Origin of the sequence: Neobacillus vireti (assembly GCF_036962465.1) — a bacterium.
GTDB lineage: Bacteria > Bacillota > Bacilli > Bacillales > Cytobacillaceae > Neobacillus > Neobacillus vireti_B.
Map to the genome: position 1 here is coordinate 1 of NZ_JBALNF010000044.1, position 26,604 is coordinate 26,604.

Annotated in this window: 27 protein-coding genes; 24 read left to right on the forward strand and 3 right to left on the reverse strand. The window is 39.1% G+C overall.

All coding sequences use genetic code 11. From position 1 onward, the window contains the following. Positions 1-91: 91 nt before the first annotated feature. A complete protein-coding gene (locus tag V7077_RS18550; protein WP_215043760.1) occupies positions 92-226 on the reverse strand; it encodes a YqzM family protein in 135 nt (44 codons plus the stop codon). Positions 227-529: 303 nt separating this feature from the next. Between V7077_RS18550 and holA the strand changes: the two genes are divergently transcribed. Beyond that, positions 530-1,546 carry a DNA polymerase III subunit delta gene (gene holA / locus V7077_RS18555; RefSeq protein WP_335504638.1) on the forward strand — a complete coding sequence of 339 codons (1,017 nt, stop codon included), beginning with the start codon at positions 530-532 and terminating at the stop codon, positions 1,544-1,546. Between the two features lie 248 nt (positions 1,547-1,794). Here holA and rpsT read toward each other — a convergent pair whose 3' ends face one another. Beyond that, positions 1,795-2,055, reverse strand: coding sequence for a 30S ribosomal protein S20 (gene rpsT, locus V7077_RS18560; RefSeq protein WP_215043755.1), 261 nt, complete (start codon positions 2,053-2,055; stop codon positions 1,795-1,797). A 212-nt stretch (positions 2,056-2,267) separates the two neighbouring features. Between rpsT and gpr the strand changes: the two genes are divergently transcribed. From gpr to mtaB, 12 genes are all read left to right on the forward strand, one after another. Next, positions 2,268-3,386, forward strand: coding sequence for a GPR endopeptidase (gene gpr, locus V7077_RS18565; protein ID WP_335504640.1), 1,119 nt, complete (start codon positions 2,268-2,270; stop codon positions 3,384-3,386). A 125-nt stretch (positions 3,387-3,511) separates the two neighbouring features. Beyond that, entirely contained in the window at positions 3,512-4,717 is a 1,206-nt protein-coding gene (spoIIP, locus tag V7077_RS18570) for a stage II sporulation protein P (RefSeq protein ID WP_335504642.1), read from the forward strand. Positions 4,718-4,734: 17 nt separating this feature from the next. After that, positions 4,735-5,061 (forward strand): DUF3679 domain-containing protein, encoded by a 327-nt coding sequence (locus V7077_RS18575; RefSeq protein WP_335504644.1) that lies wholly within the window; start codon positions 4,735-4,737, stop codon positions 5,059-5,061. Between the two features lie 206 nt (positions 5,062-5,267). After that, positions 5,268-7,103 carry a translation elongation factor 4 gene (gene lepA / locus V7077_RS18580; protein ID WP_335504645.1) on the forward strand — a complete coding sequence of 612 codons (1,836 nt, stop codon included), beginning with the start codon at positions 5,268-5,270 and terminating at the stop codon, positions 7,101-7,103. A 74-nt stretch (positions 7,104-7,177) separates the two neighbouring features. Then, on the forward strand, positions 7,178-8,317 hold the full coding sequence (gene hemW / locus V7077_RS18585; protein ID WP_335504646.1) for a radical SAM family heme chaperone HemW: 1,140 nt from the start codon (positions 7,178-7,180) through the stop codon (positions 8,315-8,317). A 125-nt stretch (positions 8,318-8,442) separates the two neighbouring features. After that, the gene (gene hrcA, locus V7077_RS18590; RefSeq protein ID WP_335504647.1) at positions 8,443-9,474 is read left to right on the forward strand and encodes a heat-inducible transcriptional repressor HrcA; all 1,032 of its coding nucleotides are present in this window, start codon (positions 8,443-8,445) and stop codon (positions 9,472-9,474) included. An 80-nt stretch (positions 9,475-9,554) separates the two neighbouring features. After that, on the forward strand, positions 9,555-10,181 hold the full coding sequence (gene grpE, locus V7077_RS18595; RefSeq protein WP_335504649.1) for a nucleotide exchange factor GrpE: 627 nt from the start codon (positions 9,555-9,557) through the stop codon (positions 10,179-10,181). A gap of 28 nt (positions 10,182-10,209) precedes the next feature. Beyond that, the gene (gene dnaK / locus V7077_RS18600; protein ID WP_335504650.1) at positions 10,210-12,036 is read left to right on the forward strand and encodes a molecular chaperone DnaK; all 1,827 of its coding nucleotides are present in this window, start codon (positions 10,210-10,212) and stop codon (positions 12,034-12,036) included. Between the two features lie 157 nt (positions 12,037-12,193). Continuing rightward, complete coding sequence (gene dnaJ / locus V7077_RS18605) at positions 12,194-13,333, forward strand: molecular chaperone DnaJ (RefSeq protein ID WP_335504651.1); 1,140 nt, start codon at positions 12,194-12,196, stop codon at positions 13,331-13,333. A 17-nt stretch (positions 13,334-13,350) separates the two neighbouring features. Further along, positions 13,351-14,292: a 50S ribosomal protein L11 methyltransferase gene (prmA, locus tag V7077_RS18610; RefSeq protein WP_335504653.1), complete on the forward strand. Its 942-nt coding sequence runs from the start codon at positions 13,351-13,353 to the stop codon at positions 14,290-14,292. Between the two features lie 93 nt (positions 14,293-14,385). Beyond that, positions 14,386-15,135: a 16S rRNA (uracil(1498)-N(3))-methyltransferase gene (locus V7077_RS18615; RefSeq protein ID WP_335504655.1), complete on the forward strand. Its 750-nt coding sequence runs from the start codon at positions 14,386-14,388 to the stop codon at positions 15,133-15,135. A gap of 6 nt (positions 15,136-15,141) precedes the next feature. Next, the gene (gene mtaB, locus V7077_RS18620) at positions 15,142-16,515 is read left to right on the forward strand and encodes a tRNA (N(6)-L-threonylcarbamoyladenosine(37)-C(2))-methylthiotransferase MtaB (RefSeq protein WP_335504656.1); all 1,374 of its coding nucleotides are present in this window, start codon (positions 15,142-15,144) and stop codon (positions 16,513-16,515) included. Positions 16,516-16,671: 156 nt separating this feature from the next. Here the strand turns inward: mtaB and V7077_RS18625 are convergent, their stop codons facing one another. Next, positions 16,672-17,610 (reverse strand): Na/Pi symporter, encoded by a 939-nt coding sequence (locus V7077_RS18625; protein WP_335504657.1) that lies wholly within the window; start codon positions 17,608-17,610, stop codon positions 16,672-16,674. 189 nt (positions 17,611-17,799) lie between these two features. On the opposite strand from V7077_RS18625, the gene rpsU reads away from it, so the two are divergent. The 11 genes from rpsU to V7077_RS18680 all read left to right on the forward strand — a co-directional run bounded on the left by rpsU (position 17,800) and on the right by V7077_RS18680 (position 26,425). Next, complete coding sequence (rpsU, locus tag V7077_RS18630) at positions 17,800-17,973, forward strand: 30S ribosomal protein S21 (RefSeq protein WP_007087607.1); 174 nt, start codon at positions 17,800-17,802, stop codon at positions 17,971-17,973. Between the two features lie 15 nt (positions 17,974-17,988). After that, complete coding sequence (locus V7077_RS18635) at positions 17,989-18,435, forward strand: GatB/YqeY domain-containing protein (protein ID WP_335504659.1); 447 nt, start codon at positions 17,989-17,991, stop codon at positions 18,433-18,435. A 131-nt stretch (positions 18,436-18,566) separates the two neighbouring features. Further along, positions 18,567-19,202: an NfeD family protein gene (locus V7077_RS18640; RefSeq protein WP_335504660.1), complete on the forward strand. Its 636-nt coding sequence runs from the start codon at positions 18,567-18,569 to the stop codon at positions 19,200-19,202. 20 nt (positions 19,203-19,222) lie between these two features. Next, positions 19,223-20,218: a flotillin-like protein FloA gene (gene floA / locus V7077_RS18645; RefSeq protein ID WP_335504662.1), complete on the forward strand. Its 996-nt coding sequence runs from the start codon at positions 19,223-19,225 to the stop codon at positions 20,216-20,218. 32 nt (positions 20,219-20,250) lie between these two features. Then, complete coding sequence (locus V7077_RS18650; protein ID WP_335504664.1) at positions 20,251-20,700, forward strand: hypothetical protein; 450 nt, start codon at positions 20,251-20,253, stop codon at positions 20,698-20,700. A 76-nt stretch (positions 20,701-20,776) separates the two neighbouring features. Next, positions 20,777-21,079 carry a sporulation protein YqfC gene (gene yqfC, locus V7077_RS18655; protein ID WP_215043698.1) on the forward strand — a complete coding sequence of 101 codons (303 nt, stop codon included), beginning with the start codon at positions 20,777-20,779 and terminating at the stop codon, positions 21,077-21,079. Next, entirely contained in the window at positions 21,076-22,290 is a 1,215-nt protein-coding gene (gene yqfD / locus V7077_RS18660; protein WP_335504666.1) for a sporulation protein YqfD, read from the forward strand. The genes yqfC and yqfD overlap by 4 nt, the downstream gene beginning before the upstream one ends. Next, positions 22,265-23,233 (forward strand): PhoH family protein, encoded by a 969-nt coding sequence (locus tag V7077_RS18665; RefSeq protein ID WP_335504668.1) that lies wholly within the window; start codon positions 22,265-22,267, stop codon positions 23,231-23,233. Before yqfD ends, V7077_RS18665 begins: the two co-directional genes overlap by 26 nt. A 183-nt stretch (positions 23,234-23,416) precedes the next feature. Then, entirely contained in the window at positions 23,417-25,594 is a 2,178-nt protein-coding gene (locus tag V7077_RS18670; RefSeq protein ID WP_335504669.1) for an HD family phosphohydrolase, read from the forward strand. Next, positions 25,591-26,061: an rRNA maturation RNase YbeY gene (gene ybeY / locus V7077_RS18675; RefSeq protein ID WP_335504670.1), complete on the forward strand. Its 471-nt coding sequence runs from the start codon at positions 25,591-25,593 to the stop codon at positions 26,059-26,061. Before V7077_RS18670 ends, ybeY begins: the two co-directional genes overlap by 4 nt. Next, positions 26,045-26,425 (forward strand): diacylglycerol kinase family protein, encoded by a 381-nt coding sequence (locus V7077_RS18680; protein WP_335504672.1) that lies wholly within the window; start codon positions 26,045-26,047, stop codon positions 26,423-26,425. The genes ybeY and V7077_RS18680 overlap by 17 nt, the downstream gene beginning before the upstream one ends. Positions 26,426-26,604 lie beyond the last annotated feature (179 nt).

Here is a 26,604-nt window from a genome sequence, read left to right on the forward strand (position 1 = left end):
GCCTGGAGTGGAAATCAACTTTCTAGACCAACACAGTCATAAAAAAAAGACTGCAGCATTGCAGCCTCTTTACTAAATTATGTAGCATTCATTAGGAACCAATTAGCTTAATGACTGTTGCAATAATAAAGATTATAGCAAAAAAGCCGAAAGAAACTCCAAAACCTACCCCAGAATCAATCGCATCATTACGTTTACTTTGCACGTCTTTTTCAAAATGATTCACGCTATACCCCTCCTATTTTCAAGTATAGTATAAGCTATTCGCCTGAAAAAATCCAGCCTGCTATTTGCTTCTTTCCTGTACTGACAAGAGTTGTCAAAATAGTTCGACTCAGGAAGGGCTACACTATAAGTAGAGGAATCCCGCCAGTCAATAGAAGATCCTAGGTCAAATATTGCTGGCGTTCAAATAGATTCGGGAATTGGCTTGTTGGATAAACGTGCTAATTCCCTTTAAGTACTTGTCAAAAGGTCCAAGCTTCTTTACGATAAGATATGAGTGAAAATTTAGGGGAGCGCTGGACAAATGGTATTAGAAATATGGAAAAAAATCAAAAAAAAGGATATTGCTCCTATTTATTTATTATATGGAACAGAGGCATTTTTAATCAATGAGACAAAACAATTACTTCTGAACCATATTCTAGACGAAGAAGAAAAGGATTTTAATTTTTCAGCTTATGATTTAGAAGAGACTTCAGTGGATTTCGCATTAGAGGACGCTGAGACATTTCCTTTTTTAGGGGAGAAAAAGGTTGTTTTTTTACATAATCCCGTTTTCTTAACTGCAGAAAAAACGAAGGCAAAGGTAGAACACAATCTGGCAAAGTTAGAAGCATACCTGAAAGAGCCTGCTCCATATACAGTGATGGTCATTTCGGCACCATATGAAAAATTGGATGAAAGAAAAAAAATAACCAAAGAGCTTAAACGGAGTGCTGAATTAGTTGAGGCTAAAAAGTTATCTGAACATGAATTAAAAAAATGGGTAAGAGATAAAGCAGTAAGTAATGGGATGGATTTTGAAGAGAATGCGATTGATCTATTACTTTCCTTAGCAGGTACTAATATGTTTATGCTTGCCAGTGAGGTGGACAAATTGTCCTTATTCGCTGCTGAGAAAAAACGGATTGATAGCGGGCTAGTAGAAAAATTGGTCGCTAGGACGCTTGAGCAAAATATTTTTACCCTTATTGAGAAAGTGGTTCAAAGAAAATTAGATGAGGCGTTGCGGATTTATTATGACTTGTTAAAACAAAATGAAGAGCCCATTAAGATATTAGCGCTATTGACAGGTCAATTTCGTCTCATCTATCAGGTAAAGGAACTTTCAAGAAGAGGGTACGGTCAGCAGCAAATTGCCGCCTATTTAAAAATTCATCCGTTCCGGGTAAAGCTTGCCCTTGGTCAGGCAGGAAGTTTTAGGGATGAAGAATTAGCTAACCTAATGGAGATGTTAGCAGAGGCGGATTACCAGATGAAAACCGGCGGAATGAACAAATCATTGCTGATTGAAATGCTATTGTTCCGATTAAAAAGGTAATAAGGTTGTGTTAAAAGAAGGTGTTATTGTTTATTTTTGAAACGATGGTGATTGGAGCGGAGGACGCTCGACTCCTGCGGGAGTACGGGGCAGGGGAGACCCCGCAGGCGCTTAAGCGCCGAGGAGGCTCCCCGGCACGCCCGCGGAAAGCGAGCGTCAGGAGCGGAAATCAACATCCTGGTTTAACACAGCAGATAATAAAAAAACGATTCCAGATAGGAATCGTTTTTTTGTACGCTTTTTAAGAATTAAAGAGCGTTAGACTTTTTCATTAGACGTGATTTTTTACGAGCAGCAGCGTTTTTGTGGATAAGACCTTTAGCAGCAGCCTTGTCTAATTTGCTAGCAGCAGCAACTAATGCTTCTTTAGTAGCAGCAGCATCGTTAAGAGTAACAGCAGCTTCTACTTTTTTAACAGCCGTACGCATTGCAGATTTAGCAGTTGTATTTTGAGCATTACGAGCTTCAGTTGTTTTCACACGCTTAATTGCAGATTTAATGTTAGGCATTCCATTCACCTCCTACAAAGAATCGAGACTTATATGAACTCGACTTTGCATTCATCCATAATAATTCAGAACAAGAAGTATTTTATCAAACAGAAGGCCAGATTGCAATACACAATTCATAGGTAACCGAATTTAAAATGCATGTTTTACGGGCTTAAGGGCAAAAATAGGAAATAGTTTCTATTTAGGATTTTCTATTAGGAGTGGATTTTATGAATGAGTCTATTGATTTAAGCAAGTATTCGATACGAACAGATTTAGCGATTGAAGCTAGAGAAATGGTGCTTGCGGGAAGATCTGTCGGAGAAGAAGAAAACCTTTCGAAAATTGAAGGAGTCATTATTAAAGAAAAAGATGTTGACGATATAAAAGTTTCTCTAGTTGAAGTTTCAAAGCAAGGGGAAGAACAGTTAGGAAAAAAAGCAGGCCGATACTTAACATTAGAGGTACAAGGGATTAGGCAGCAGAATTCCGAGGTTCAACAAAAGGTGCAAGAAATTTTCGTCAGGGAATTTGCCCATTTTTTGGCGGGATCTGGAATAAAAAAAACGGATTCTTGCCTCGTGGTAGGGTTGGGGAATTGGAATGTAACTCCGGATGCCCTTGGTCCGATGGTGTGTGAGAATCTCCTGGTCACTCGGCATTTATTTCAGCTTCAGCCTGAGAATGTTGAAGAAGGTTACCGATCTGTTAGTGCCCTATCACCAGGTGTAATGGGCCTGACTGGGATTGAAACAAGCGACATCATTTTTGGGGTGGTTGAAAAAACGAAACCGGACTTCGTTATCGCTATCGATGCATTAGCATCACGTTCTATAGAAAGAGTCAATTCAACCATCCAACTCTCTGATACCGGTATCCATCCTGGTTCAGGGGTCGGGAACAAGAGAAAGGAATTAAGCAAGGAGACCTTGGGAATTCCGGTTATCGCCATAGGAGTTCCAACCGTCGTAGACGCTGTATCAATAACAAGTGATACGATAGACTTCATTCTAAAACATTTTGGGAAAGAGCTAAGGGAAGGAAATCGTCCTTCGAGAGCTCTTGCACCCGCAGGTATGACCTTTGGCGAGAAAAGAAAATTAACGGATGAGGATTTGCCTGAAGAAAAACATCGTAAAACCTTTTTAGGTATGATCGGCACACTCCCGGATGAGGAAAAAAGAAAACTAATCTACGAAGTTCTTTCACCAATTGGTCATAATTTAATGGTGACACCAAAAGAAGTAGATGTGTTCATCGAGGATATGGCGAACCTTATTGCCAATGGATTAAATTCCGCTTTGCATACTGCTATCGATCAAGAGAATGCTGGTTTTAATACAAGATAAAACAAACTAACGGGGGCTGTTCCATTGATAGCCCTCGTTACTTCAACTATTAAATTAAAATATAGGTTCTACCATTTCTAGTAATGACATAGTATTTACTAGAATCGTTTAAGCGAGGTGGAACTATGAAAAACACAAAAACATCAAGTGCCTTTTTAATCGTCCAAGGGACAAGCATCCTGAAATCTTTTGCCGTACTTTCCCTATTTATTATATTAATTTTCTCTATCAGCGGTCTCTTAACGTCTTTGAAACCGCAATATAGACTTATGTCAACTTCGGTAAATCAAGCAGCTACGAATGTAAATGGTGAATTGCTATATCAATTTATGGGTTGGGAAAATCATCATTTTTTAAAGGTAGGGAAAAGCTGGGTGACTACACCGAAGCTTACCAACTTGATATTTACCCTATCCAGCAATATTAATCTAAATGATCCGCGCAGCCTTCTCGGCAGAGAACTGCCGGGCTTTTATCAATTTGACGGAAAAATACTTGTAGCTGGGGAAGGGACAAACTATACAAATATGCCGGTTGAGTCAGCACCACCGATTGAAATTATGAAAGAGGAACGAGAAGCAGCTTTACAAAATTTAGAAGGATTGGACAAGCCGTCGGATGAAAATACCTCACCTGCACCAGGTCAAACTACTGGAGGAAGGAAGGTTGTCTACGTGTACTTCTCTCATAATCGCGAATCCTATCTTCCCTATCTAAAAGGAGTAACCAATCCCGATTTAGCATATCACTCGCAAATAAATGTGACAAAGATTGGTGACCAATTAAAGACCAGCTTGGCCGACAGAGGAATTGGCAGTTTTATAGATAAGACAGATATTCAAGCCGCATTAAATAAAAAAGGCTGGAAATTCTGGAAGTCCTATGATGAATCGCGGACCGTGGTTCAAACCGCGATGACCAGTAATCATGATTTGCATTATTTTATTGATATTCATCGTGATTCACAACGCAGGGATAATACAACGGTTACAATTAAAGGAAAGTCCTATGCCAAGGTTGCGTTTATTATCGGTGGGAAAAATCCAAACTACGAAAAAAATGCAAAACTAGCAAAGGAACTACATGATCGACTTGAAAAAAAATATAAAGGATTAAGCAGGGGAGTCATTATTAAAAATGCTGCGGGATCGAATAGTATATATAATCAGAACCTATCTGAGAATGCGATTCTAATGGAATTTGGCGGTGTTGATAATACATTCGAAGAATTAAACCGTTCCGCTGATGCGCTTGCCGATGTGTTTAGTGATTTCTACTGGCAGGCAGAAAAAGTAAATCAGGATACACAGCAACCGTCTACTAAACAATAGAGGTTAGGAGCATTTTTATGAAGATGTTTATGTTTAAAAGCTTCTGTCTAGCTGCTCTACTGTTAATTGCCGTTCTAACAGGAATGCAATTAGCGAATAATGGGATTCAAAAAATGAAAGGGTATGACGATCCCAATCTAGAAACAGCTGTCAGCATTCATGAAAAGGACCATAATGTGAGGGCATCGTTCCTTGGAAATGATATTTCCAGCCACGATATTGAAGCAAAGAAGAAAAGATTGGAGGAAATAAGCGCCTTTAATCTCTTTTCTTCAATGGGCAGAAAAATGTCGGAAGGGATCTCGGGGGCTTCGGAAAAATTAATTGACCTGATTGCGGATTAAGGTAAGGCGGCAGATATTTGTGCCGTCTTTCATTTTGTTAACTGAAGGAAAATATGTTGATAAAAGAGCTCTTGAATATCAATCACTTTTCATAGCCAGCCAAGCATGCCTAAAATCAGGAGTGGCATTCTGTATTGAATCTTATTAGCCCTACTGATATAATCAAAAATAGTGTACATGTGCGAGTATAGTAGGAGTGGAAGACCATGAACAGAGAAGAAAGACTTAAACGACAATCAAAAATTAGAAATTTTTCTATTATTGCCCATATTGACCATGGGAAATCAACTTTAGCTGACCGGATCTTGGAAAAAACGAATGCCTTATCCTCTCGTGAAATGAAAGATCAGCTATTGGACTCAATGGATTTAGAAAGAGAACGCGGAATTACAATTAAGTTAAATGCTGTACAACTAAAATACAAAGCAAAAGATGGAGAAGAATATACTTTCCATTTAATAGATACACCGGGACATGTCGATTTTACGTACGAAGTTTCAAGAAGTCTAGCAGCCTGCGAAGGGGCTGTTTTAGTGGTAGACGCCGCACAGGGAATTGAAGCACAAACACTAGCAAATGTCTACCTAGCCCTAGATAATGACCTTGAAATTTTACCTGTTATTAATAAAATTGACTTGCCAAGTGCCGAACCTGAAAGAGTCCGCGGCGAAATCGAGGAAGTGATTGGTCTGGATGCCTCTGAAGCCGTTCTTGCATCGGCGAAGGCAGGCATTGGAATCGAAGAGATTCTCGAACAGGTAGTGGAAAAGGTGCCTGCTCCAACCGGTGATCCCGAAGCACCATTAAAAGCCTTGATTTTTGACTCTCTTTATGATGCCTATCGTGGTGTTGTTGCATATATCCGTGTGGTTGAAGGCAGGGTTAAAGTTGGTGATAAAATAAAGATGATGGCTACTGGGGCAGAATTTGAGGTAAACGAGGTAGGTGTGTTCACGCCAAAAGCTGTGATGCGTGATGAGCTGTCTGTTGGGGACGTTGGTTTCCTGACAGCTTCTATTAAAAATGTTGGGGATACACGTGTTGGTGATACTATTACCAATGCAAAAAATGGTGCAACTGAACCTCTCCCAGGATATCGTAAATTAAATCCGATGGTATACTGTGGACTTTACCCAATTGATACAGCCAGATTTAATGATCTCCGAGAAGCTTTAGAGAAATTACAACTGAATGATTCTGCGCTTCAATTTGAACCGGAAACATCCCAAGCACTCGGTTTTGGTTTCCGATGCGGCTTCCTTGGCCTTCTTCATATGGAAATCATCCAGGAACGGATTGAGCGTGAATTTAAAATTGATTTAATTACAACGGCACCAAGTGTTATCTATAAGGTTCATTTAACGGATGGATCGCAACTAAATATCGACAATCCTTCTGATATGCCAGACCCGCAAAAAATTGATCGCGTCGAAGAGCCATATGTGAAGGCAACGATGATGGCACCAAACGACTATGTTGGTGCTATTATGGAGCTTTGCCAATTAAAGCGCGGAATCTTTATTGATATGCAATACCAAGGTGAAAATCGGGTCAGCATTGTTTATCAAATACCACTTGCTGAAATTGTCTATGATTTCTTTGATCAATTGAAATCGAGCACGAGGGGCTATGCTTCTTTTGATTACGAGTTGATTGGTTATCAACCATCAAGTCTGGTTAAAATGGATATATTATTGAATGCCGAAAAAGTAGACGCCTTGAGTTTTATTGTTCATAAGGACTTTGCTTATGACCGCGGCAAAATTATAGTTGAGAAATTGAAAGAACTCATTCCAAGACAACAGTTCGAGGTGCCTATTCAAGCGGCAATCGGGCAAAAAATTGTCGCTCGTTCTACAATTAAAGCGATGCGTAAAAACGTATTAGCTAAATGTTATGGCGGGGATATCTCCCGTAAACGTAAATTGTTAGAAAAGCAAAAAGAAGGTAAGAAACGGATGAAGCAAGTAGGTTCTGTTGAAGTACCACAAGAAGCGTTTATGGCCGTATTGAAAATGGACGATAACAATACGAAAAAATAACAACTTAAAGGGGTTAGGGATTGCCTAAGGCAGGTTCTCCTAGCCTCTTTTTATTACAGAATAGAGGAAGAAACATGATTAAAGCAGCATACCTCCATATCCCTTTTTGTGAGCATATTTGCCACTATTGTGATTTTAACAAGGTCTTTTTAAAGGGCCAGCCTGTTGATGATTATATAAAGGCACTAGACCAGGAAATGAAATTTACTCTTAGTGAATTTCCAACTGATTCACTAGACACCATTTTTGTTGGCGGCGGGACACCGACTTCTTTAAATGAGCAGCAGCTCTACACTTTTTGTGAAAGTATTCATACGAATCTGCCGAAAAGCGAAAAGCTAGAGTTTACGTTTGAAGCCAATCCTGGTGATTTAACCAAAGAGAAATTACAAATATTAAGAGATGCTGGGGTTAACCGAATAAGTCTTGGAGTACAAACCTTCAATAACGAGCTCTTAAAAAAGATCGGCCGTGTCCACCAAGCAAAGGATGTTTACCAGACAGTTGATCAGGCCAAAAAGGTTGGCTTTGAAAATATCAGTATCGATTTGATTTTCAGTTTACCGACTCAAACTGTTCAGGATTTTAAAGATTCCTTAACGGAGGCTTTTTCACTTGATATCCCTCATTACTCTGCCTACTCGCTCATTATTGAGCCTAAAACTGTTTTCTATAATTTATTAAAAAAGGGTAAGCTGCCAACTCCGGGGGAAGATGTTGAAGCGGGCATGTATGAAATGTTAATGGAAGAAATGGAAAAACACGGATTTAATCAATACGAAATCAGTAATTTTTCAAAACCGGGATATGAAAGCCAGCATAATTTAACCTATTGGAATAATGAATACTACTATGGATTTGGTGCAGGGGCGCATAGTTATGTAAACGGATGGAGACGGTCGAATACAGGTCCATTAAGGAAATATATCGACCAGCTAAATAACCATTTGCTACCCATTTTTGAAGACCATCTGGTTACAAAAGCAGAACAGATGGAGGAAGAAATGTTCTTGGGTCTAAGAAAATCTGAAGGAGTTTCCATTACCCGCTTCTATGAGAAATTTGCCTGCGATCCACTACAATTATTTGCTAATGAACTTACGGATTTAAGGGCTAAACAATGGATAGAAGTGCAGAACGATAATATATATTTAACTAAACAGGGCCGCTTGTTGGGCAACGAAGTATTCCAGGCCTTTTTGGGAGTAATCTAAAGTAAAGTCTTTAGGTTGATGTGCCATTTTGTGTTCTTTTTAATTGACACCATCCCACCTTTTTTGATAATTTATTAATATAATTAGCACTCGTTAACAAAGAGTGCTAACAGAGGTGATGAAAGTTGCTAACAGATCGGCAGTTGTTGATTCTTCAGGTAATTGTTGATGACTTTATTCGATCTGCCCAACCAGTCGGCTCAAGAAGTTTGTCGAAAAAAGAGGAAATTTCCTTTAGTTCCGCTACCATTCGAAATGAAATGGCCGACCTTGAAGAGCTGGGGTATATCGAAAAGACACATACCTCCTCAGGACGTGTGCCTTCTGAAAAAGGATACCGGTATTATGTGGATCATTTACTCTCGCCTCAAGCGTTAAATAAGCAAGATATCTCAATCATTCAATCAATTTTTGCTGAAAGGATCTTTGAGTTCGAGGCAATCATCCAAAAATCCGCAAAGATCTTATCAGAGTTAACCAATTATACATCCATCGTTCTAGGACCAGCTGTTAGTATAAATAAGTTAAAGAAAATACAAATTATTCCTTTGAACAGGGAGTCAGCAGTCGCTATATTCGTTACGGATACAGGTCATGTGGAAAATAGGACTTTTTCGCTGCCGGATATGGTGGAAGCCAGTGATATCGAAAAAACGGTGAATATCCTTAATGACCGTTTATCCGGCGTACCGCTAGAAGAGTTAAATGATAAGATTTATAAGGAAGTGGCGATGCTTTTACGGCAGCATATCCATAATTACGATTTAATGCTCCATATGATTGGAGAATCCTTTAAAATGCCGGTATCAGAGAAGCTGTTTTTTGGTGGGAAAACCAATATGTTAAGCCAACCGGAATTTCACGATATCACCAAAATTCGCAGTTTATTAACCATGATTGATCAAGAGGAATGGATTTATAATTTAATCCGAAACGAGTCTGCTGGCATTCATGTTAAAATCGGCCGTGAAAATAATGTCAGTGCGATGGATAATTGCAGTTTAATTACTGCTTCATATTCTGTGGGTGTTGAAAAATTAGGAACAATTGCGATATTAGGACCTACAAGAATGGAATATTCGCGTGTAATCAGCTTGCTTCAATTTTTAAGCAGAGATTTAACCACTGTTTTAACTAAACTGTATCAAAGTAACTAGTGCTGGTAATATTGAGTAAGGGTGATTTGCCTTTTAGGCACCCCTTTTCCTTTGTAATCTATCAGTTACGATAAATTGTTATGAATCCTTTAAGGGAGGTGAGTAAGTTGACAAAAGAACAAAATAATACCATCAACGAAGAAGTTGAAATTGAGCATAATGAACAAGTTGAACTTACTGAAGAAAATACAGGTGAACCTGTTGTGGGTGAAAGTGAGCCAACAAATGTGGCTGAGTCTAATCCAGTTGATGAATATCTGCAAGAAATCGAGCAGCTTAAAGCTAAGTTAGAAGAAGCAGACAATCGAATCTTAAGACTTCAGGCAGACTTTGATAATTTCCGCCGCCGTACTAGAATTGACCAAGAAGCGAGCGAAAAATATAGAGCCCAAAAATTAATCACCGAGCTACTGCCAGCATTAGATAACTTTGAAAGAGCCATGAAAGTAGAAGCCGACAATGAACAGACTAGGGCTTTACTGCAAGGAATGGATATGGTTTACCGCAGTATGGTTGATGCACTGAAAAAAGAAGGTGTGGAACCTATTGAGGCTGTTGGCAAAGAGTTTGATCCACACCTGCATCAAGCAGTTATGCAGGGAGAAGATGAGAATTATGGAGCAAACGTTGTTACTGATGAGTTTCAAAAAGGATATCTATTAAAGGATCGAGTTATTCGCCCTTCAATGGTTAAAGTAAATCAATAATCTACATATTTATTAGGAGGAAAAGGCAATGAGTAAAATAATTGGTATTGACCTTGGAACAACAAACTCTTGTGTATCTGTTCTAGAAGGCGGAGAACCAAAAGTAATTCCAAACCCCGAAGGAAACCGTACAACTCCTTCTGTAATTGCGTTTAAGAACGGTGAACGCCAAGTAGGGGAAGTGGCGAAACGCCAAGCGATCACAAATCCAAATACGATTATTTCAATTAAGCGTCACATGGGTACAAGTTACAAAGAAAATATTGAAGGAAAGGATTATACTCCACAAGAGCTTTCAGCTATTATTCTTCAATATTTAAAATCATACGCAGAAGACTATCTTGGCGAACCGGTAACGAAAGCGGTTATTACGGTACCAGCTTACTTTAACGATGCAGAGCGTCAAGCAACAAAGGATGCAGGCAGAATTGCAGGTCTTGAAGTAGAACGTATTATCAATGAACCAACAGCAGCTGCGCTTGCCTATGGTTTAGATAAGACTGACCAAGACCAAACCATCCTTGTTTATGACCTTGGCGGTGGTACATTTGACGTATCAATCCTTGAATTAGGTGACGGTGTATTTGAAGTTAAAGCAACTGCCGGTGATAACCGTCTTGGCGGGGATGATTTTGACCAAGTCATTATTGATTATTTAGTAGAACAATTTAAAAAAGAAAATGGAATTGATCTTTCTCAAGATAAAATGGCATTACAACGCCTTAAGGATGCAGCTGAGAAAGCGAAAAAAGATTTATCAGGTGTATCTACAACACAGATTTCTTTACCGTTTATCACTGCTGGTGCAGCTGGTCCGCTTCACCTAGAAGTATCATTGACAAGAGCAAAATTTGATGAAATTTCTGCACATCTTGTTGAACGTACAATGGGCCCTGTTCGTCAAGCATTAAGTGATGCAGGTTTAACACCATCGCAAATTGATAAAGTTATCCTTGTTGGTGGTTCTACAAGAATTCCAGCTGTTCAAGAAGCGATCAAAAAAGCAACTGGTCAAGAGCCTCACCGTGGTGTAAACCCGGATGAAGTAGTTGCAATGGGAGCAGCTATTCAAGGCGGTGTTATCACTGGTGATGTTAAAGATGTTGTCTTACTTGACGTAACTCCGCTATCACTTGGTATTGAAACAATGGGCGGCGTGTTCACGAAGTTAATTGACCGTAACACAACGATCCCAACATCAAAATCGCAAGTATTCTCAACTGCTGCTGATAGCCAAACAGCTGTTGATATTCATGTTTTACAAGGTGAACGCCCAATGGCCGCTAATAACAAAACATTAGGACGCTTCCAATTAACAGATATTCCACCAGCACCACGTGGAATCCCACAAATTGAAGTTACATTTGATATCGATAAAAACGGTATTGTTAATGTTCGGGCAAAAGACCTGGGCACAAATAAAGAACAGCAAATTACCATTAAGTCTTCAACAGGTCTTTCTGATGAAGAAATTCAAAAAATGGTTAGAGAAGCCGAAGAAAATGCAGAAGCAGATAAACAACGCAAAGAAGAAGTTGAACTTCGCAATGAGGCTGATCAGCTAGTGTTTACAACAGAAAAAACATTAAAAGATCTAGAAGGTAAAGTGGATGCCGCAGAAGTAGCAAATGCTAATGAAGCAAAAGATGCCTTAAAGCAAGCCATTGAGAAAAACGACCTAAATGAAATCCGTGCGAAAAAAGATGCCCTGCAGGAAATCGTTCAAGCGTTAACTGTTAAGCTTTACGAACAGGCTGCTCAAGCACAACAAGGTGCCCAAGATGCTGGAGCTGCTGGTCCAAAAGATGACAATGTCGTCGATGCAGAGTTTGAGGAAGTAAAAGACGATAAATAGAAAAGCGGAAGCGCTAGGCGCTGCAGCTAGACAGATATCGAACCCTATTCTTGCGAAAAAGTCAAAGTCAAAGTATTCGGCTTTGGCTTTTTTATTGCAATACCCAACTAAACGGTGTTAGAATAATCTTTATGTGACAGATTCGGGAGTGGTAATCATGAGTAAACGGGATTACTATGAAGTACTAGGTGTTAGTAAAAGTGCTTCTAAGGATGAAATAAAAAAAGCCTATCGAAAATTATCTAAACAATATCATCCAGATATTAATAAAGAGCCAGATGCAGCTGAAAAATTCAAAGAAATTGCTGAAGCTTATGAAGTGCTTAGCGATGACCAAAAAAAGGCTCATTATGACCAGTTCGGCCATACAGATCCAAATCAAGGCTTCGGAGGCTTTGGTGGTGGTGGTGACTTTGGCGGCGGTTTTGGAGGGTTTGAAGATATCTTTAATACCTTCTTTGGCGGTGGCGGCGGTTCGAGAAGACGTGACCCGAATGCGCCTAGACAGGGTGCTGATTTGCAATATACAATGACGGTGTCATTTGAAGAAGCGGCGTTTGGAAAAGAAACAGATATAGAAATTCCAAGAGAAGAAACATGCGAAACCTGTCATGGCTCCGGTGCTAAACCTGGCACGCAGCCAGAGACTTGTCAGCATTGTCATGGTACAGGACAGTTAAATGTGGAACAAAACACTCCATTTGGCAGAATTGTTAATCGCAGAACCTGTCATCATTGTAATGGTACTGGAAAAGAGATTAAACATAAATGTTCAACATGCGGTGGAAAAGGAAAAGTTCAAAAGCGCAAAAAAATTCATGTTAAGATTCCTGCTGGTATTGATGATGGTCAACAACTGCGCATGTCAGGCCAGGGGGAAGCTGGAGCAAACGGCGGTCCGGCCGGCGACCTTTATGTGGTATTCCAGGTTCGTTCCCATGAATTTTTTGAACGCGACGGCGATGATATTTATTGTGAGATGCCAATTACGTTTGTTCAAGCTTCCTTGGGTGATGAAATTGAGGTTCCAGCCTTAAAAGGCAAAGTGAAGCTTAAAATACCTGCTGGTACACAAACAGGCAAAAAATTCCGCCTGAAAGGGAAAGGGATTCCAAACGTTCGTGGATATGGTGTTGGAGATCAGTATATAATCGTCCGTATTATTACTCCAACGAAGCTCTCGGATAAACAAAAACAGCTTCTCAAAGAATTTGCGGACATAAGTGGTTCCTCACCAATCGGTGAACATGAAGAAAGTTTTTTCTCAAAAGTAAAAAGAGCTTTTAAAAGCGAGTAAGGATGGAGTTGGTAGAGATGAAGTGGTCAGAAATTAGTATCCACACAACAAACGAGGCGATCGAACCTATCTCAAATATTTTACATGAAGCCGGGGCGAGCGGTGTAGTTATCGAAGATCCCTTTGAATTGACGAAGGAAAGGGAAGATCAATTCGGAGAAATCTACCAACTTAATCCAGATGATTATCCCGAAGAGGGCGTTATTATCAAAGCCTATTTACCTGTTAACAGTTTCCTGGGAGAGACGGTCGACGCAATTAAAGAATCAATTAACAATCTTATCCTCCATGATATTGATTTAGGGTTAAATAAAGTTACCATTAGTGAAGTAAATGAAGAAGAATGGGCTACAGCCTGGAAAAAATATTATAATCCAGTTAAAATATCAGAAAAATTCACGATTGTGCCAACATGGGAGATCTACGAACCTGTTAGCAGTGATGAATTAATTATTGAATTGGACCCTGGTATGGCCTTTGGGACAGGAACACATCCAACAACCGTTATGTGTATTCAAGCACTAGAAAAGACTGTGCGGCCTGGTGATCGGATAATCGATGTAGGGACTGGCTCAGGAGTACTTAGTATCGCAGCTGCTATGCTAGGGGCGGAAGACGTCAGGGCTTATGATCTTGATGAAGTGGCCGTCGCATCCGCAAAGCTTAATATTAAGCTTAATAAGGTCAATGAGAGTGTTGTGGTTGCACAAAACAATCTTTTAGACGGAGTAGAAGAAAATTCCGCTGATGTCATTGTTGCAAACATTTTAGCTGAAGTTATTTTACGATTCACTAATGATGTTGCTCGTGTGGTAAAACCAGGAGGCTCTTTTATAGCGTCTGGAATTATCCAGCCTAAAAAAGATTTAGTAAAAGATGCACTAATTGAGTCAGGCTTTGAAATCATTGAAACCATTCTAATGGAAGATTGGGTTGCGATTATTGCAAAAAGGAAATAATGGCTAAAAAAGGGGTGGAAAAACCCCTTTTTATTTTCCTTACTTCTGAAAAGTAGAAGAATAAAGAGTATAATGTTAAGAGAGGTGCAATGTATGCAACGCTACTTTGTTCAACATCAAGCAAATGATAATCAATTTTTTATCGATGAAGAGGACCGTCACCATATTGTAAAGGTCATGAGGATGCAAATCGATAATCAAATTATTTGTGTAGATCCAAACGGCAAACAGGCTGTTTGTAAGCTTTCAGAAATTACCAATTCAAGTGTCGTTGCAGACGTTGTACAATGGATAGATGACAGTCCCGAGCTTCCAATTTCAATAACAATCGCAAGCGGATTACCCAAAGGGGACAAGCTGGAATGGATTATTCAAAAAGGGACGGAATTAGGTGCCCATCAGTTCCTTCCTTTTTCTGCTGCCCGTTCGGTTGTAAAATGGGATGAAAAAAAAGCGGCTAAAAAAATAGATAGATGGCAAAAGATTGCTAAGGAAGCGGCAGAACAATCCCATCGGACTATATTACCAACCATTATGAATCCGATGTCCTTTAAAGAGTTGCTCAAAATGAGCGGGGACTTTGATTATAAATTAGCAGCGTATGAGGAAGAAAGCAGACAAGGCGAGACCTCGGTGCTTTCTTCTACGTTAAAAAAGATAAAAAACGGCGAAACCCTCCTGATTGTTTTTGGACCAGAAGGTGGCCTAGCTGAGGAAGAAGTTCAGCAATTAAAGGAATATGGTTTTGGGCTATGTGGTTTAGGACCGCGAATTTTAAGAACAGAAACGGCCCCATTATATTCACTTGCGGCTATTTCCTATCATTTTGAACTATTGAGGTGAGATTAAATGGCAACAGTTGCGTTTCATACACTAGGATGTAAGGTGAATCATTATGAAACAGAAGCCATTTGGCAGTTGTTTAAACAAGAAGGTTATGAGCGGGTTGATTTTGAATCCATTTCCGATGTCTATATTATTAATACATGTACCGTTACAAATACGGGCGATAAAAAGAGCCGTCAAGTCATTCGGCGTGCTGTTCGAAAAAATCCGGATGCAGTTATTTGTGTAACTGGATGCTATGCTCAGACTTCTCCAGCCGAAATCATGGCGATCCCTGGGGTTGATATTGTAGTAGGAACACAGGATCGGGTAAAAATGCTGGATTATATTGAACAATATAAAACAGAACGCCAGCCAATTAATGGCGTAGGGAATATCATGAAAAATCGAGTTTATGAAGAGCTTGATGTTCCAGCTTTTACGGACAGAACGCGTGCATCCCTGAAAATTCAAGAAGGCTGCAATAATTTTTGTACATTTTGTATAATACCTTGGGCACGAGGGCTGATGAGATCCCGTGATCCAAAAGAAGTCATTCATCAAGCCCAGCAGCTTGTTGATGCCGGTTATAAGGAAATAGTCTTAACTGGTATTCATACTGGCGGTTATGGTGAAGACATGAAAGACTATAATCTTGCTGCTTTGCTTCGTGATTTAGAAGCAGGTGTAATAGGCCTGGAAAGATTGCGAATTTCTTCGATTGAGGCTAGTCAAATTACGGACGAAGTGATTGAAGTAATTAAACACTCCAATCTGATTGTTCGTCATTTGCATATACCTATTCAATCCGGATCTAATTCTGTTTTAAAACGTATGCGTCGTAAGTATACAATGGAATTTTTTGCGGAACGATTAGAGCGTCTTAAGGAAGTACTCCCAGGTCTTGCGGTCACATCGGATGTAATCGTTGGTTTCCCAGGAGAAACAGAGGAAGAATTTATGGAAACTTACAACTTTATTAAAGACCATAAATTCTCAGAACTTCATGTATTCCCTTATTCAAAGCGAACTGGTACTCCTGCTGCGAGAATGGAGGACCAAGTAGATGAGGAAGTTAAAAATGAGCGTGTTCACCGTTTGATTTCTCTTTCAGATCAACTAGCCAAAGAATACGCATCCCTTTTTGAAGGTGAAGTATTGGAGGTAATTCCTGAAGAGGAATACAAAGAGGAAGAGAATACCGGACTGTATGTTGGATACTCTGATAATTATTTAAAAGTGGTTTTCCCCGCAACCGAAGCTATGGTCGGTAAAATTGTAAAAGTCAAAATTACCCAAGCTGGTTACCCTTATAATAAAGGACAGTTTGTCAAAGTGGTGGAAGATCTGGCAGCAATGAAAGAGGAAGTTTTTAATAAGGAAGAAGCGGCTATTTAAGATATTATAAGGTGTCCCAAAAGTATAACTTTTAGGGCACCTTATTTATTTATACATTCAACTATCTGTTGATTTCCGTTCCAGGCGCGAGCGGTTCGCGGGCGGTACGGGGAGCCTCCTCCTCGCCCCAATCAACAGAGTCAGCCTCTTGTTTTATTAAATTGGTTTTTTAGGTGTTCTGTCGTGTAAAAAGAGAATCATTTCGCCAAATTTAGTTGCAAATGGTAAAACAATCAAAGAGGTTGCAACATTAAAAATAACACTAATATGTGCAAGCTGAATGTCTGATTGACTAGCAAGAAGTTCTGCATTTTTTGTTAAAAAAGGAATTAGTGGGATAAATAGTAACACACCAAAAACATTGAGCCAAACATGGGCAAATGCTGCAAGCCTCGATTCTCTGCCGCCTCCTATTGATGCAATTACAGCTGTTATACAGGTCCCAATGTTTGCCCCAAGAACAATGGCAATTCCGGCATCAAGCTGAAGCAGTCCGGCTGTTAAAAATCCCATGGCAATTCCAGTCATTGCAGTACTAGACTGGATGATTGAGGTGATAACGGTTCCTGTCAACAGGCTTAGAGCAATATTATCATTCATTGACAATATAAATTTACTGATAAACGGCATGCCTGTAAGAGGCTGGGCCAGTAATTCAAAACCTTTCATTGCCGTGAAAACAGAGGCAATTCCAAAAAGCAGCATCCCGATACTTCGTGCCCGTTTATTCTTAAATAATATAAGCAGTGCACCACATACCGCTAACGGGACAAGGATTTTATCTATGTCAAAAGTAATTAATTCTGTTTTAAAGGTCGTCCCAATATTGGTGCCGAGTATGATGCCGATTGATTGCGGAAAGGTCATGATCCTCGCCGAAATTAAACCAATGGTAATCACCATTACGGCTGAACTGCTTTGTAATAGTGCAGTAATAAATGTACCCGTTAACATCCCTTTTAATGGGGTACTGGTCAGCTTAATTAACCATGTTTTTAATTTATTGGCTGACAAGTTAAATAAACCGAATCTAATAATTGTCATTCCAAAGATAAATAATAAAATGCATAGTACAAATAATAGTATGTATAGCATATGTTTTGCCCCCTCGCTTCATTGTATGGCAGGGCCTGAAGGGACATGCCAATTATTTAGACAAGGTTATCATCACCTTTCACGTTTATTTGTGTGAATTTAAGTTGACCTTGTAACAAGGTTATATTATAATTGCAAGGTACATGGATTGAATGTAAGTGTGTTGTGTTTCGGAGGGAGGGAAAGAGAATGTCTAAAACCGTCGTTCGTAAAAACGAATCGCTTGAAGATGCTCTTCGTCGCTTCAAACGTACAGTATCAAAAACTGGTACTTTGCAAGAGGCAAGAAAGCGCGAATTTTATGAAAAACCAAGTGTAAAACGTAAGAAAAAGTCTGAAGCTGCAAGAAAACGTAAGTTTTAAGAGAGGGTGTATTATATGAGTCTTCTCGAGCGTTTGAACAATGATATGAAACAAGCGATGAAAAACAAGGAAAAAGACAAACTCTCAGTTATTCGGATGGTGAAAGCTTCACTTCAAAATGAAGCGATCAAGCTCGGTACAAAAGAGCTTTCTGAAGATGCAGAGTTAACAGTCCTTTCTCGCGAAGTAAAACAACGCAAAGACTCCCTCCATGAATTTGATAAGGCTGGTCGTCAAGACCTAGTTGATAAATTGCGTACAGAACTTGAGAATATTGAGCTGTATTTACCGCAACAGTTATCTGAAGAGGAACTGTCAGTGATTGTCCAAGAAACAATTGCTGAAGTCGGCGCAACATCAAAAGCAGAAATGGGAAAAGTGATGGCTGCTATTATGCCTAAAGTTAAAGGTAAAGCAGATGGTTCGCTCGTTAATAAATTTGTACAACAACACCTTTCATAAGTATTCTGACATAAAGACTGCTGGTTAATGCCAGTAGTCTTTTTACTTATTTTGATTCATTAGAAACTTTTTGTTGCCTGAAACGTAAAACAGATAGTCAGAAAGTTTAAGATGGAAAGGAGGGGGCTTGAATGGTTGAGTTTCTAACAAATCCGGTTGTTGTAACCATCCTTTTAACCATTGCTGGAGCAGGAATCGTTTTGGAGCTTTTTACAGCCAAATTTGGTATTGCAGGTTTAATAGGGATCTTGGCCTTGATCTTATTCTTTTATGGTCACTTTCAAGCAGGTTTAGCGGGATTTGGAACATTAATTTTATTTGTTGCCGGAATCCTGCTTATTTTTTTGGAGTTTTTTTTGCCTGGGGCAATCGCAGGTACACTTGGATTTACTGCCCTGCTTTTGAGTCTGTTTTTAGCAGGCCAAGATGCCTTACAAATGGGTGTTTCCATCTTAATAGCCATTGCTGTTTCTATTTTTATATTCTTTTTGATGATTAAGACTTTTGGAAAAAGGCTTGTTTTATTCAATAAGATGGTACTATCAGATTCAGCGAGAAAAGAGGATGGGTATGTTTCAAATATTAACCGTACTGATCTTTTAGGAATGGAAGGCCGTGCGCTTACGATCTTACGGCCGTCAGGGACAATTGTTATTAACAATGAACGAGTGGATGCTGTCACTGAAGGAGGTTTTATAGAGAAAAACGCTCAAGTTAAGGTCGTTAAGGTTGAAGGAGTACGAATTGTTGTGAGAGAAGTACAATAAATGTTAGGAGGGGTTTGTAAATGGATATTTTATCAGGCGGAACTATTTTTATTATCGTAGTTGTTATCATTGCCCTAATCTTTTTAGGTATTTTATTATCGTTTGTACCAGTTATGCTATGGATCTCCGCACTAGCTGCAGGAGTACGAATAAGTATTTTTACATTAGTTGGTATGAGGCTTAGACGTGTAACCCCAAGCAGGGTGGTAAATCCGCTCATAAAAGCCCATAAAGCTGGTTTAAATGTCACCACTAACCAGCTGGAAAGTCACTATCTTGCAGGCGGAAATGTCGATCGAGTGGTTAATGCTTTAATTGCGGCGCACCGTGCCAATATCGAATTATCCTTCGAACGCTGTGCTGCTATTGATTTGGCAGGACGTGATGTATTAGAGGCTGTGCAAATGAGTGTAAATCCTAAAGTAATTGAAACCCCTTTTATTGCCGGTGTTGCGATGAATGGAATAGAAGTAAAGGCAAAAGCAAGAATTACCGTTCGTGCCAATATAGAGCGGCTTGTCGGTGGTGCTGGTGAAGAAACTGTTGTAGCTCGAGTGGGGGAAGGTGTGGTATCCACTATTGGTTCATCTGATAGTCACAGCAAAGTTCTTGAAAATCCAGATTTAATTTCACAAACAGTTTTGTCTAAAGGTCTAGATGCCGGTACAGCATTTGAAATTCTTTCAATTGATATTGCTGATGTTGACATCGGTAAGAATATCGGAGCAGAATTGCAAACGGAACAAGCTGAAGCAGATAAGAAGATTGCCCAGGCAAAAGCTGAGGAACGCCGGGCAATGGCTGTTGCTCTCGAGCAGGAAATGAAGGCAAAAGTACAAGAAATGAGAGCCAAAGTGGTAGAATCAGAAGCAGAAGTACCACTTGCAATGGCTGAAGCGCTTAAATCCGGGAATATTGGTGTAATGGACTATATGAACTTTAAGAATATTTCAGCTGACACTGATATGCGTGGCTCGATTGGAAAGATGACGGGCGAGAAAAAGAATGATCAATAATCCCATCGCTGTTAATAAGGAGGGTGGCAGGTTTGGAAACGATTTTAATCATGATTGTTGTTGGGGTTGTCTCCATGATATTTGGTAAGGCAAAAAACAATCAAGGACAAACAGGCAGGAAACCTACAGGAAATCGTCCGGTAAATATTCAAACCATGTTTAAAGAAATAACGGATAACCTTCCTAAAGACACAAGGTCAATGAAGGAAGAAAATAAACCCAAATTACCCGAGACTAGCTTAAATGAACTTGAAAAGGAATACCAACAAGTGCGACAAGAGTCTGAGGCTAGCAGAATGAGGATAGCTGCAGTGCGGACTCCGGCAGCAAATAGAGAAAATGCAAATGGCCAAGAAAAAATAAACTATCTAATACCTGACCATCCGGATTCTCAGACTGTTATTAATGGAATAATTTGGGCTGAAATACTCGGGGAACCACGTTCGAAAAATCCATATAGGGTGAAAAAACACTCCAGTTGAATTGAACTGACTAGAAAAAGGTGTGCTAGAACCCCCTTTCATTTCATAAATATGAGATGAAAGGGGGTTCTTTTTTATGGCAAAAAAATGGGGCCAGCGTGTTCGAAATTGGATGGCTAATAAAATGGATCTTCCTCAAGATGTCATGATGGACCTGCCACGAATAACAATGATTGGACATATCCATATATATGTAGAAAATCACCGCGGCCTGCTGTCTTTTACTGATAAAGAACTCCGTTTGTTGTTAAAACAGGGCCAACTGTTAATAAAAGGTAAAGGGTTTGTCATAAAGACCATTCTGCCTGAAGAGATTTTATTACAAGGAAAGATAGACCAGGTCATTTATATAAATGAAGATGCGGGAGGCACAAAATGAAAAACCAGTGGATTGAATTTTTTTATGGAAGAGTTACAGTAAGAGTTTCAGGCAAAGGTCTCGAACGTTTTTTAAATGTTTTAACAAGGAACGGTTTACATATTTGGCATGTTAAACGGCATGGCACTGAGACCATTACATTCAAAATGCGGGTTCAAGATGCTCTTAAGATTAGAAGGTTTGCAAGAACAAGTGAATGCAAAATTTCCTTTTTACAGCGCAGCGGTGCCCCGTTTCTACTTAAAAGGTTGTTGAAAAACAGCGGCTTTATGTTGGGAGCCGCCGCCTTTTTATTTATTATTTTGCTCTTGTCAAATATGATTTGGGGGATTGAAATTAAGGGGGCAAAACCAGCAACTGAGTATCAAATCCGTAAAGAATTGGACACGATGGGCGTTAAAATAGGAAAAGTTCAATTTCTTGTTGCCAACGTGGAGGGAATCCAAAGACAATTGACCAATAATATTGGCGCTTTAACATGGGTTGGTGTGGAATTAAAGGGGACAACCTACCATCTGCAAGTGGTAGAAAAAAATGAACCTAAAAAACCAGAGCAATCCTCACCACAAAATCTTATCGCAAAAAAGAAGGCCATCATTGTCAAAATGTTTGTGGAAAGCGGGCAAAAGGTGGTTGATATTCATGATCATGTTGAAAAAGGACAGTTACTTGTTTCCGGTGCATTCGGACAAGAAGATCAGCCTGAACTTACTGCTGCAAAAGGGGAAGTTTGGGGAGAAACATGGTATAAAAGCCATGTTGAGCTTCCACTCGTCACCAAATTTAACGTCTATAATGGGAAGGAAGAACAAAAACATTCGCTCTTATTCGGAAAGTTGGAAGTACCAATTTGGGGTTTTGGAAAACCTGAGTTTAAGCATTATGAGACAGAAAAGAATGTCCATAAAATTCATTTTTTGAATTGGGATTTGCCTATTTCTTATGTTAATAAAACGATTCGAGAGCGCGAAGTGTACGAACGGAGCTATTCTAATAGCGAGGCTGAAAAAATGGCAGTAGAACTTGCAAAAAAACAAATAAAAAGCAGTCTAGATGAGGATGCTATGATAAAAGATGAAAAAATTTTACACAAAGCAATGGGAAATGGTAAAGTTATACTAGATATCCATTTTAAGATAATTGAAAACATTGCAGTCGGACAACCGATTTCCAAGGAGACTCCTGATGACAGAGAAATTAACAACCATTAATGTACAGTTAGAAAATCCGGCGGAGGCTATTACGCTGCTAGGAAATTCTGATCAAAACCTAAAAACAATTGAAGAAGAGCTAAATGTATCGATTATTACAAGAGGAGAATCTGTCAGCTTATCTGGTGATGAAGATCATGTCACTTTGGCGGGCGAAATAATCGACAGATTAATTTTTGTAATCCGAAAAGGTATTAATATAAGTCAACGAGATGTCCTTTATGCCATCCAAATGGCTCAGAAAGGTACTTTGGATTATTTTGTGAATTTATATGAAGAAGAAATCGGCAAAAATGTTAAAGGAAAAACAATTCGAATTAAGACGCTTGGACAAAGACACTATGTAACAGCCATAAAGAAAAATGACTTGGTCTTTGGAATTGGACCAGCCGGGACCGGAAAAACGTATCTTGCAGTTGTCATGGCCGTGAATGCTCTCAAATCAGGGCAGGTAAATCGAATTATTTTAACAAGACCTGCTGTAGAAGCAGGTGAAAGCCTTGGTTTCCTGCCAGGTGATTTAAAGGAGAAAGTTGACCCTTATTTAAGACCTCTCTACGATGCGTTAAACGATGTTCTAGGGGCAGAACATACCCAGAGGCTTATTGAACGGGGGACAATTGAAATAGCTCCTCTAGCCTATATGCGTGGCCGTACATTAGATGATGCTTTCGTTATCTTGGATGAGGCACAAAATACCACTCATGCACAAATGAAAATGTTCTTGACTAGGTTGGGTTTTGGGTCAAAAATGGTGATTACCGGTGACCAAACACAAGTGGATTTACCTAAAGGTGCCAAATCCGGCTTAATTGTAGCCGAAGAGATTTTGCAAAATGTAAAAGGGATTTCTTTTATCTTTTTAGAACAAAGTGATGTTGTTCGGCATCCCCTTGTCGGCAGGATCATTGAAGCGTACGAAAAAAAGGGAAATCAGCACTAAAGAGAGCAGAAGGGATAAACCTTATTGGTTTATCCTTTTTCCATATTTAAACAAATTCTTCTTTTAAAGGTGAAACTTTCCTGAAAAACTGATATGATTTTACATAAAGCGCATTTTCTAGTAGTATTTTTGTTAGTCTTTTACTATTACAATGATCGATGGGCCGTGGTTGGGGGGATTTAGTTGGATAAACTACAGCAGAACTTCATACGGATACGTAAATTACTTGACTTTACTTTTTTTCGCATTTTATTTTTTATCGTACTAGGAATTGTTTTAGTCGGGGCGCTTTACAACCATGTGAAACCCGAAAAACTAGAGTTAAGCTTGTTTTCAGTTGCAGAAAATACGATTCGTTCTCCGGCAACAGTCGAAGATAAGGAAAGTACCGAAACCAAACGCAAAGAGGCGATTAACCAGGTTCAGCCTGTATACGCTTTGAAAAATGAGTATACGCAAAATCGGGTGGATTTAATCACGTCTATTTTCCAAGCTGCAAACGAGGTTAATAATGAAATTAAGGAAGCAACGAAAAAACCGGAAGAAGGAGGTTCTGATGTATCACCTGCCAATGAGGTGCCAAGTGATTCTGATAAAGAGTCACAATTAAAAGCAAAATTAACCTCAAGTGTTTCGAAAGAGCTTTCTAATCAGGTTTTTGCAGCCTTAATTCATGCCACTAATGATGAACTGGCAATCGCAAAGGATTTAACGGTCACCGCCATCAATAATGTGATGACTAAAAGAATTTCTGCTGATGAGGTGGAAAATGCTAAGAAAAGGGTAGAAGAAGAATTAAAATACACTACCTTAAATGATGAATTAAAATTAGCGGCTATTGAATTAGGAAGATATGCTGTTATTCAAAATGAGTTTTATGACTCAAACGCAACAGAGGAATTAAGACAACAGGCAGCAGAAAATGTCGAACCTGTAAAAATTCTTCAAGGTCAAATAATTGCCGAAGAAGGAGAATTAATTAATCAGGATATCTATCGGCGGTTAAAATTGGTAGGTCTGATTAACAATGATCGATCATATAAGCCGTTGATTGGCTTAGTAGTGTTAATTTCCATTATCCTTTCAGCTATTTATTACTATTTTCATCAAATGAAATCGCTCCCTGAAAAGCGCCAAACCTACTTATTGTTGTATGGGATTATTTTCATTCTCTCAATTTTTATTATGAAAATTATTAGTATGCTTCAGGTTTTTAATTTCGAGGGAATTGGATATATTTTTCCAGCTGCCATGAGCGGAATGTTAATTAAAATATTAATTGATGAAAAGCTGGCTATATTTATGTCCGTTCTTATGGCTGTCTGTGGGAGTATCCTTTTTAATGAAGGGATTACCGGAACACTTAATTTTTCAGTTGGAATTTACTTCCTCTTTAGTAGTATTGCGGCTATTCTGTTTTTAAATAGCCAAAATCGCCGTTCAAGAATATTCCAGGCAGGTATCTTCGCATCACTAATCAATATATTAACTATTGCTGCGTTAATGCTCCTTCCAAATGGTCAATTCTCTGGGATTGAGTATGGCTATTATCTTATTACAGCACTTGTATCCGGGGTTAGTTCTGCTGTGTTGACTGTTGGGTTGTTACCTTTCTTTGAAGCGAGCTTTGGAATACTTTCAACTATCAGGCTGATTGAATTGTCTAACCCAAATCATCCACTCCTAAGAAAGATCCTAATGGAGGCACCAGGGACCTATCATCATAGTGTCATGGTTGCCAATTTAGCAGAATCAGCATGTGAAGCCATTGGAGCTAATGGTCTTTTAGCGAGAGTGGGGAGTTATTACCATGATATTGGGAAAACCAAAAGGCCAAACTTCTTTATAGAAAACCAAATAAATCATGAAAATCCCCATGATAAGCTGCCTCCTGATAAAAGCGCGACTATTATTATTGCTCATGTTTTAGATGGGGCGGAAATATTAAGGAAATACCACATGCCAAAAGAAATTATTGATATTGCCGAGCAGCATCATGGAACCACATTGTTAAAATTCTTTTACCATAAAGCTCTCCAAGGTGAATCGACATTGAAAGAAGCGGAATTCCGTTATCCAGGTCCAAAAGCGCAAACGAAGGAATCTGCGATTGTTGGTATAGCCGACAGTCTGGAAGCAGCTGTACGCTCTTTATCACAGCCTACACCGGAATTAATCGATACGTTTGTAAAAAAAATAGTTGCTGAACGACTTGAAGATGGGCAGTTAAACGAATGTGATATTACGATGAAAGAAATTGAAACGGTCTCTCATACATTATGTGAGACATTAAAAGGGATCTTTCACTCAAGGATTGAGTATCCAGAATTAACAAATACAAAGCAGGTGAAGCAAGCATGACCTTACTTATTGACAGTGTTGACGAAACAAATGAATTGACAGAGCAGCAAATGCTTGAGATAGAAAGACTAATCAATTTTGCAGCTAAAACCCAGCAGATTGAAGAGCATAGTGAGGTATCTATAAGTTATGTTTCGAATGAGCGGATTCATGAGATTAATCGTGATTACCGTGATAAAGATGCCCCGACAGATGTTATTTCCTTTGCGATGGAAGAGCTTGGCGAGGGTGAGGTCGAATTATCCGGAATGGATATGCCGCGTATCTTAGGCGATATTATTATTTCGGTCCCAAGAACAAAAGAGCAAGCTGAAGAATATGGCCATTCTTTTGAGAGGGAGCTAGGATTTTTGGCTGTTCATGGTTTCCTTCACCTTTTGGGCTTTGACCACATGACCGAGGAAGATGAAAAAGAAATGTTTACTTTGCAAAAGGAAATTTTGAACGCTTATGGGCTCACACGATAAAAAGGGATGTTTCATCTCATTGAGTTCCTTTTCGTTTGCAATGGCAGGAATTCTCACAGCGATCCAAAAGGAAAGAAATATGCGGTTCCATTTGATCAGCTCGTTAATCGTTTTAGGTTTATCGTTTTATTTTTCAATTTCTAAAATGGAGTGGCTTCTCATTCTCTTCACTATTGGAGGGATGTTTGCCTTGGAATTAATGAATACAGCAATTGAACGGGTAGTAGACCTTGTAACTGCCGAATATCATCCGCTAGCAAAACAAGCCAAAGATATAGCTGCTGGAGCAGTGTTTGTTTATGCTGTTTTGGCGGTAATTGTTGGTATCATTATCTATTTACCCTATATACTTAAACAGTTCTAGAAAAAGGAAAAATAAACAAGATTTTAACCGATTTGAAATGTATTGATCATTTCGGTAAAATAACTAAAATAATTTGTTTTAAAAAGACAAGTTACATTATGAGAAAATTCGAACTTTTTAAAATTTTTTATTACTATTTCGCTACAAGTAATGATTTTCTCTAAAATTTGAGGTAAAAT

Coding starts and splice junctions, on each gene's coding strand:
- holA (WP_335504638.1), top strand. CDS start 530: ATGGTATTAGAAATATGGAAAAAAATCAAAAAAAAGGATATTGCTCCT.
- rpsT (WP_215043755.1), bottom strand. CDS start 2,055: ATGCCTAACATTAAATCTGCAATTAAGCGTGTGAAAACAACTGAAGCT.
- gpr (WP_335504640.1), top strand. CDS start 2,268: ATGAATGAGTCTATTGATTTAAGCAAGTATTCGATACGAACAGATTTA.
- spoIIP (WP_335504642.1), top strand. CDS start 3,512: ATGAAAAACACAAAAACATCAAGTGCCTTTTTAATCGTCCAAGGGACA.
- V7077_RS18575 (WP_335504644.1), top strand. CDS start 4,735: ATGAAGATGTTTATGTTTAAAAGCTTCTGTCTAGCTGCTCTACTGTTA.
- lepA (WP_335504645.1), top strand. CDS start 5,268: ATGAACAGAGAAGAAAGACTTAAACGACAATCAAAAATTAGAAATTTT.
- hemW (WP_335504646.1), top strand. CDS start 7,178: ATGATTAAAGCAGCATACCTCCATATCCCTTTTTGTGAGCATATTTGC.
- grpE (WP_335504649.1), top strand. CDS start 9,555: ATGAATCCTTTAAGGGAGGTGAGTAAGTTGACAAAAGAACAAAATAAT.
- dnaK (WP_335504650.1), top strand. CDS start 10,210: ATGAGTAAAATAATTGGTATTGACCTTGGAACAACAAACTCTTGTGTA.
- dnaJ (WP_335504651.1), top strand. CDS start 12,194: ATGAGTAAACGGGATTACTATGAAGTACTAGGTGTTAGTAAAAGTGCT.
- prmA (WP_335504653.1), top strand. CDS start 13,351: ATGAAGTGGTCAGAAATTAGTATCCACACAACAAACGAGGCGATCGAA.
- V7077_RS18615 (WP_335504655.1), top strand. CDS start 14,386: ATGCAACGCTACTTTGTTCAACATCAAGCAAATGATAATCAATTTTTT.
- mtaB (WP_335504656.1), top strand. CDS start 15,142: ATGGCAACAGTTGCGTTTCATACACTAGGATGTAAGGTGAATCATTAT.
- V7077_RS18625 (WP_335504657.1), bottom strand. CDS start 17,610: ATGCTATACATACTATTATTTGTACTATGCATTTTATTATTTATCTTT.
- rpsU (WP_007087607.1), top strand. CDS start 17,800: ATGTCTAAAACCGTCGTTCGTAAAAACGAATCGCTTGAAGATGCTCTT.
- V7077_RS18635 (WP_335504659.1), top strand. CDS start 17,989: ATGAGTCTTCTCGAGCGTTTGAACAATGATATGAAACAAGCGATGAAA.
- V7077_RS18640 (WP_335504660.1), top strand. CDS start 18,567: ATGGTTGAGTTTCTAACAAATCCGGTTGTTGTAACCATCCTTTTAACC.
- floA (WP_335504662.1), top strand. CDS start 19,223: ATGGATATTTTATCAGGCGGAACTATTTTTATTATCGTAGTTGTTATC.
- yqfC (WP_215043698.1), top strand. CDS start 20,777: ATGGCAAAAAAATGGGGCCAGCGTGTTCGAAATTGGATGGCTAATAAA.
- yqfD (WP_335504666.1), top strand. CDS start 21,076: ATGAAAAACCAGTGGATTGAATTTTTTTATGGAAGAGTTACAGTAAGA.
- V7077_RS18665 (WP_335504668.1), top strand. CDS start 22,265: ATGACAGAGAAATTAACAACCATTAATGTACAGTTAGAAAATCCGGCG.
- ybeY (WP_335504670.1), top strand. CDS start 25,591: ATGACCTTACTTATTGACAGTGTTGACGAAACAAATGAATTGACAGAG.
- V7077_RS18680 (WP_335504672.1), top strand. CDS start 26,045: ATGGGCTCACACGATAAAAAGGGATGTTTCATCTCATTGAGTTCCTTT.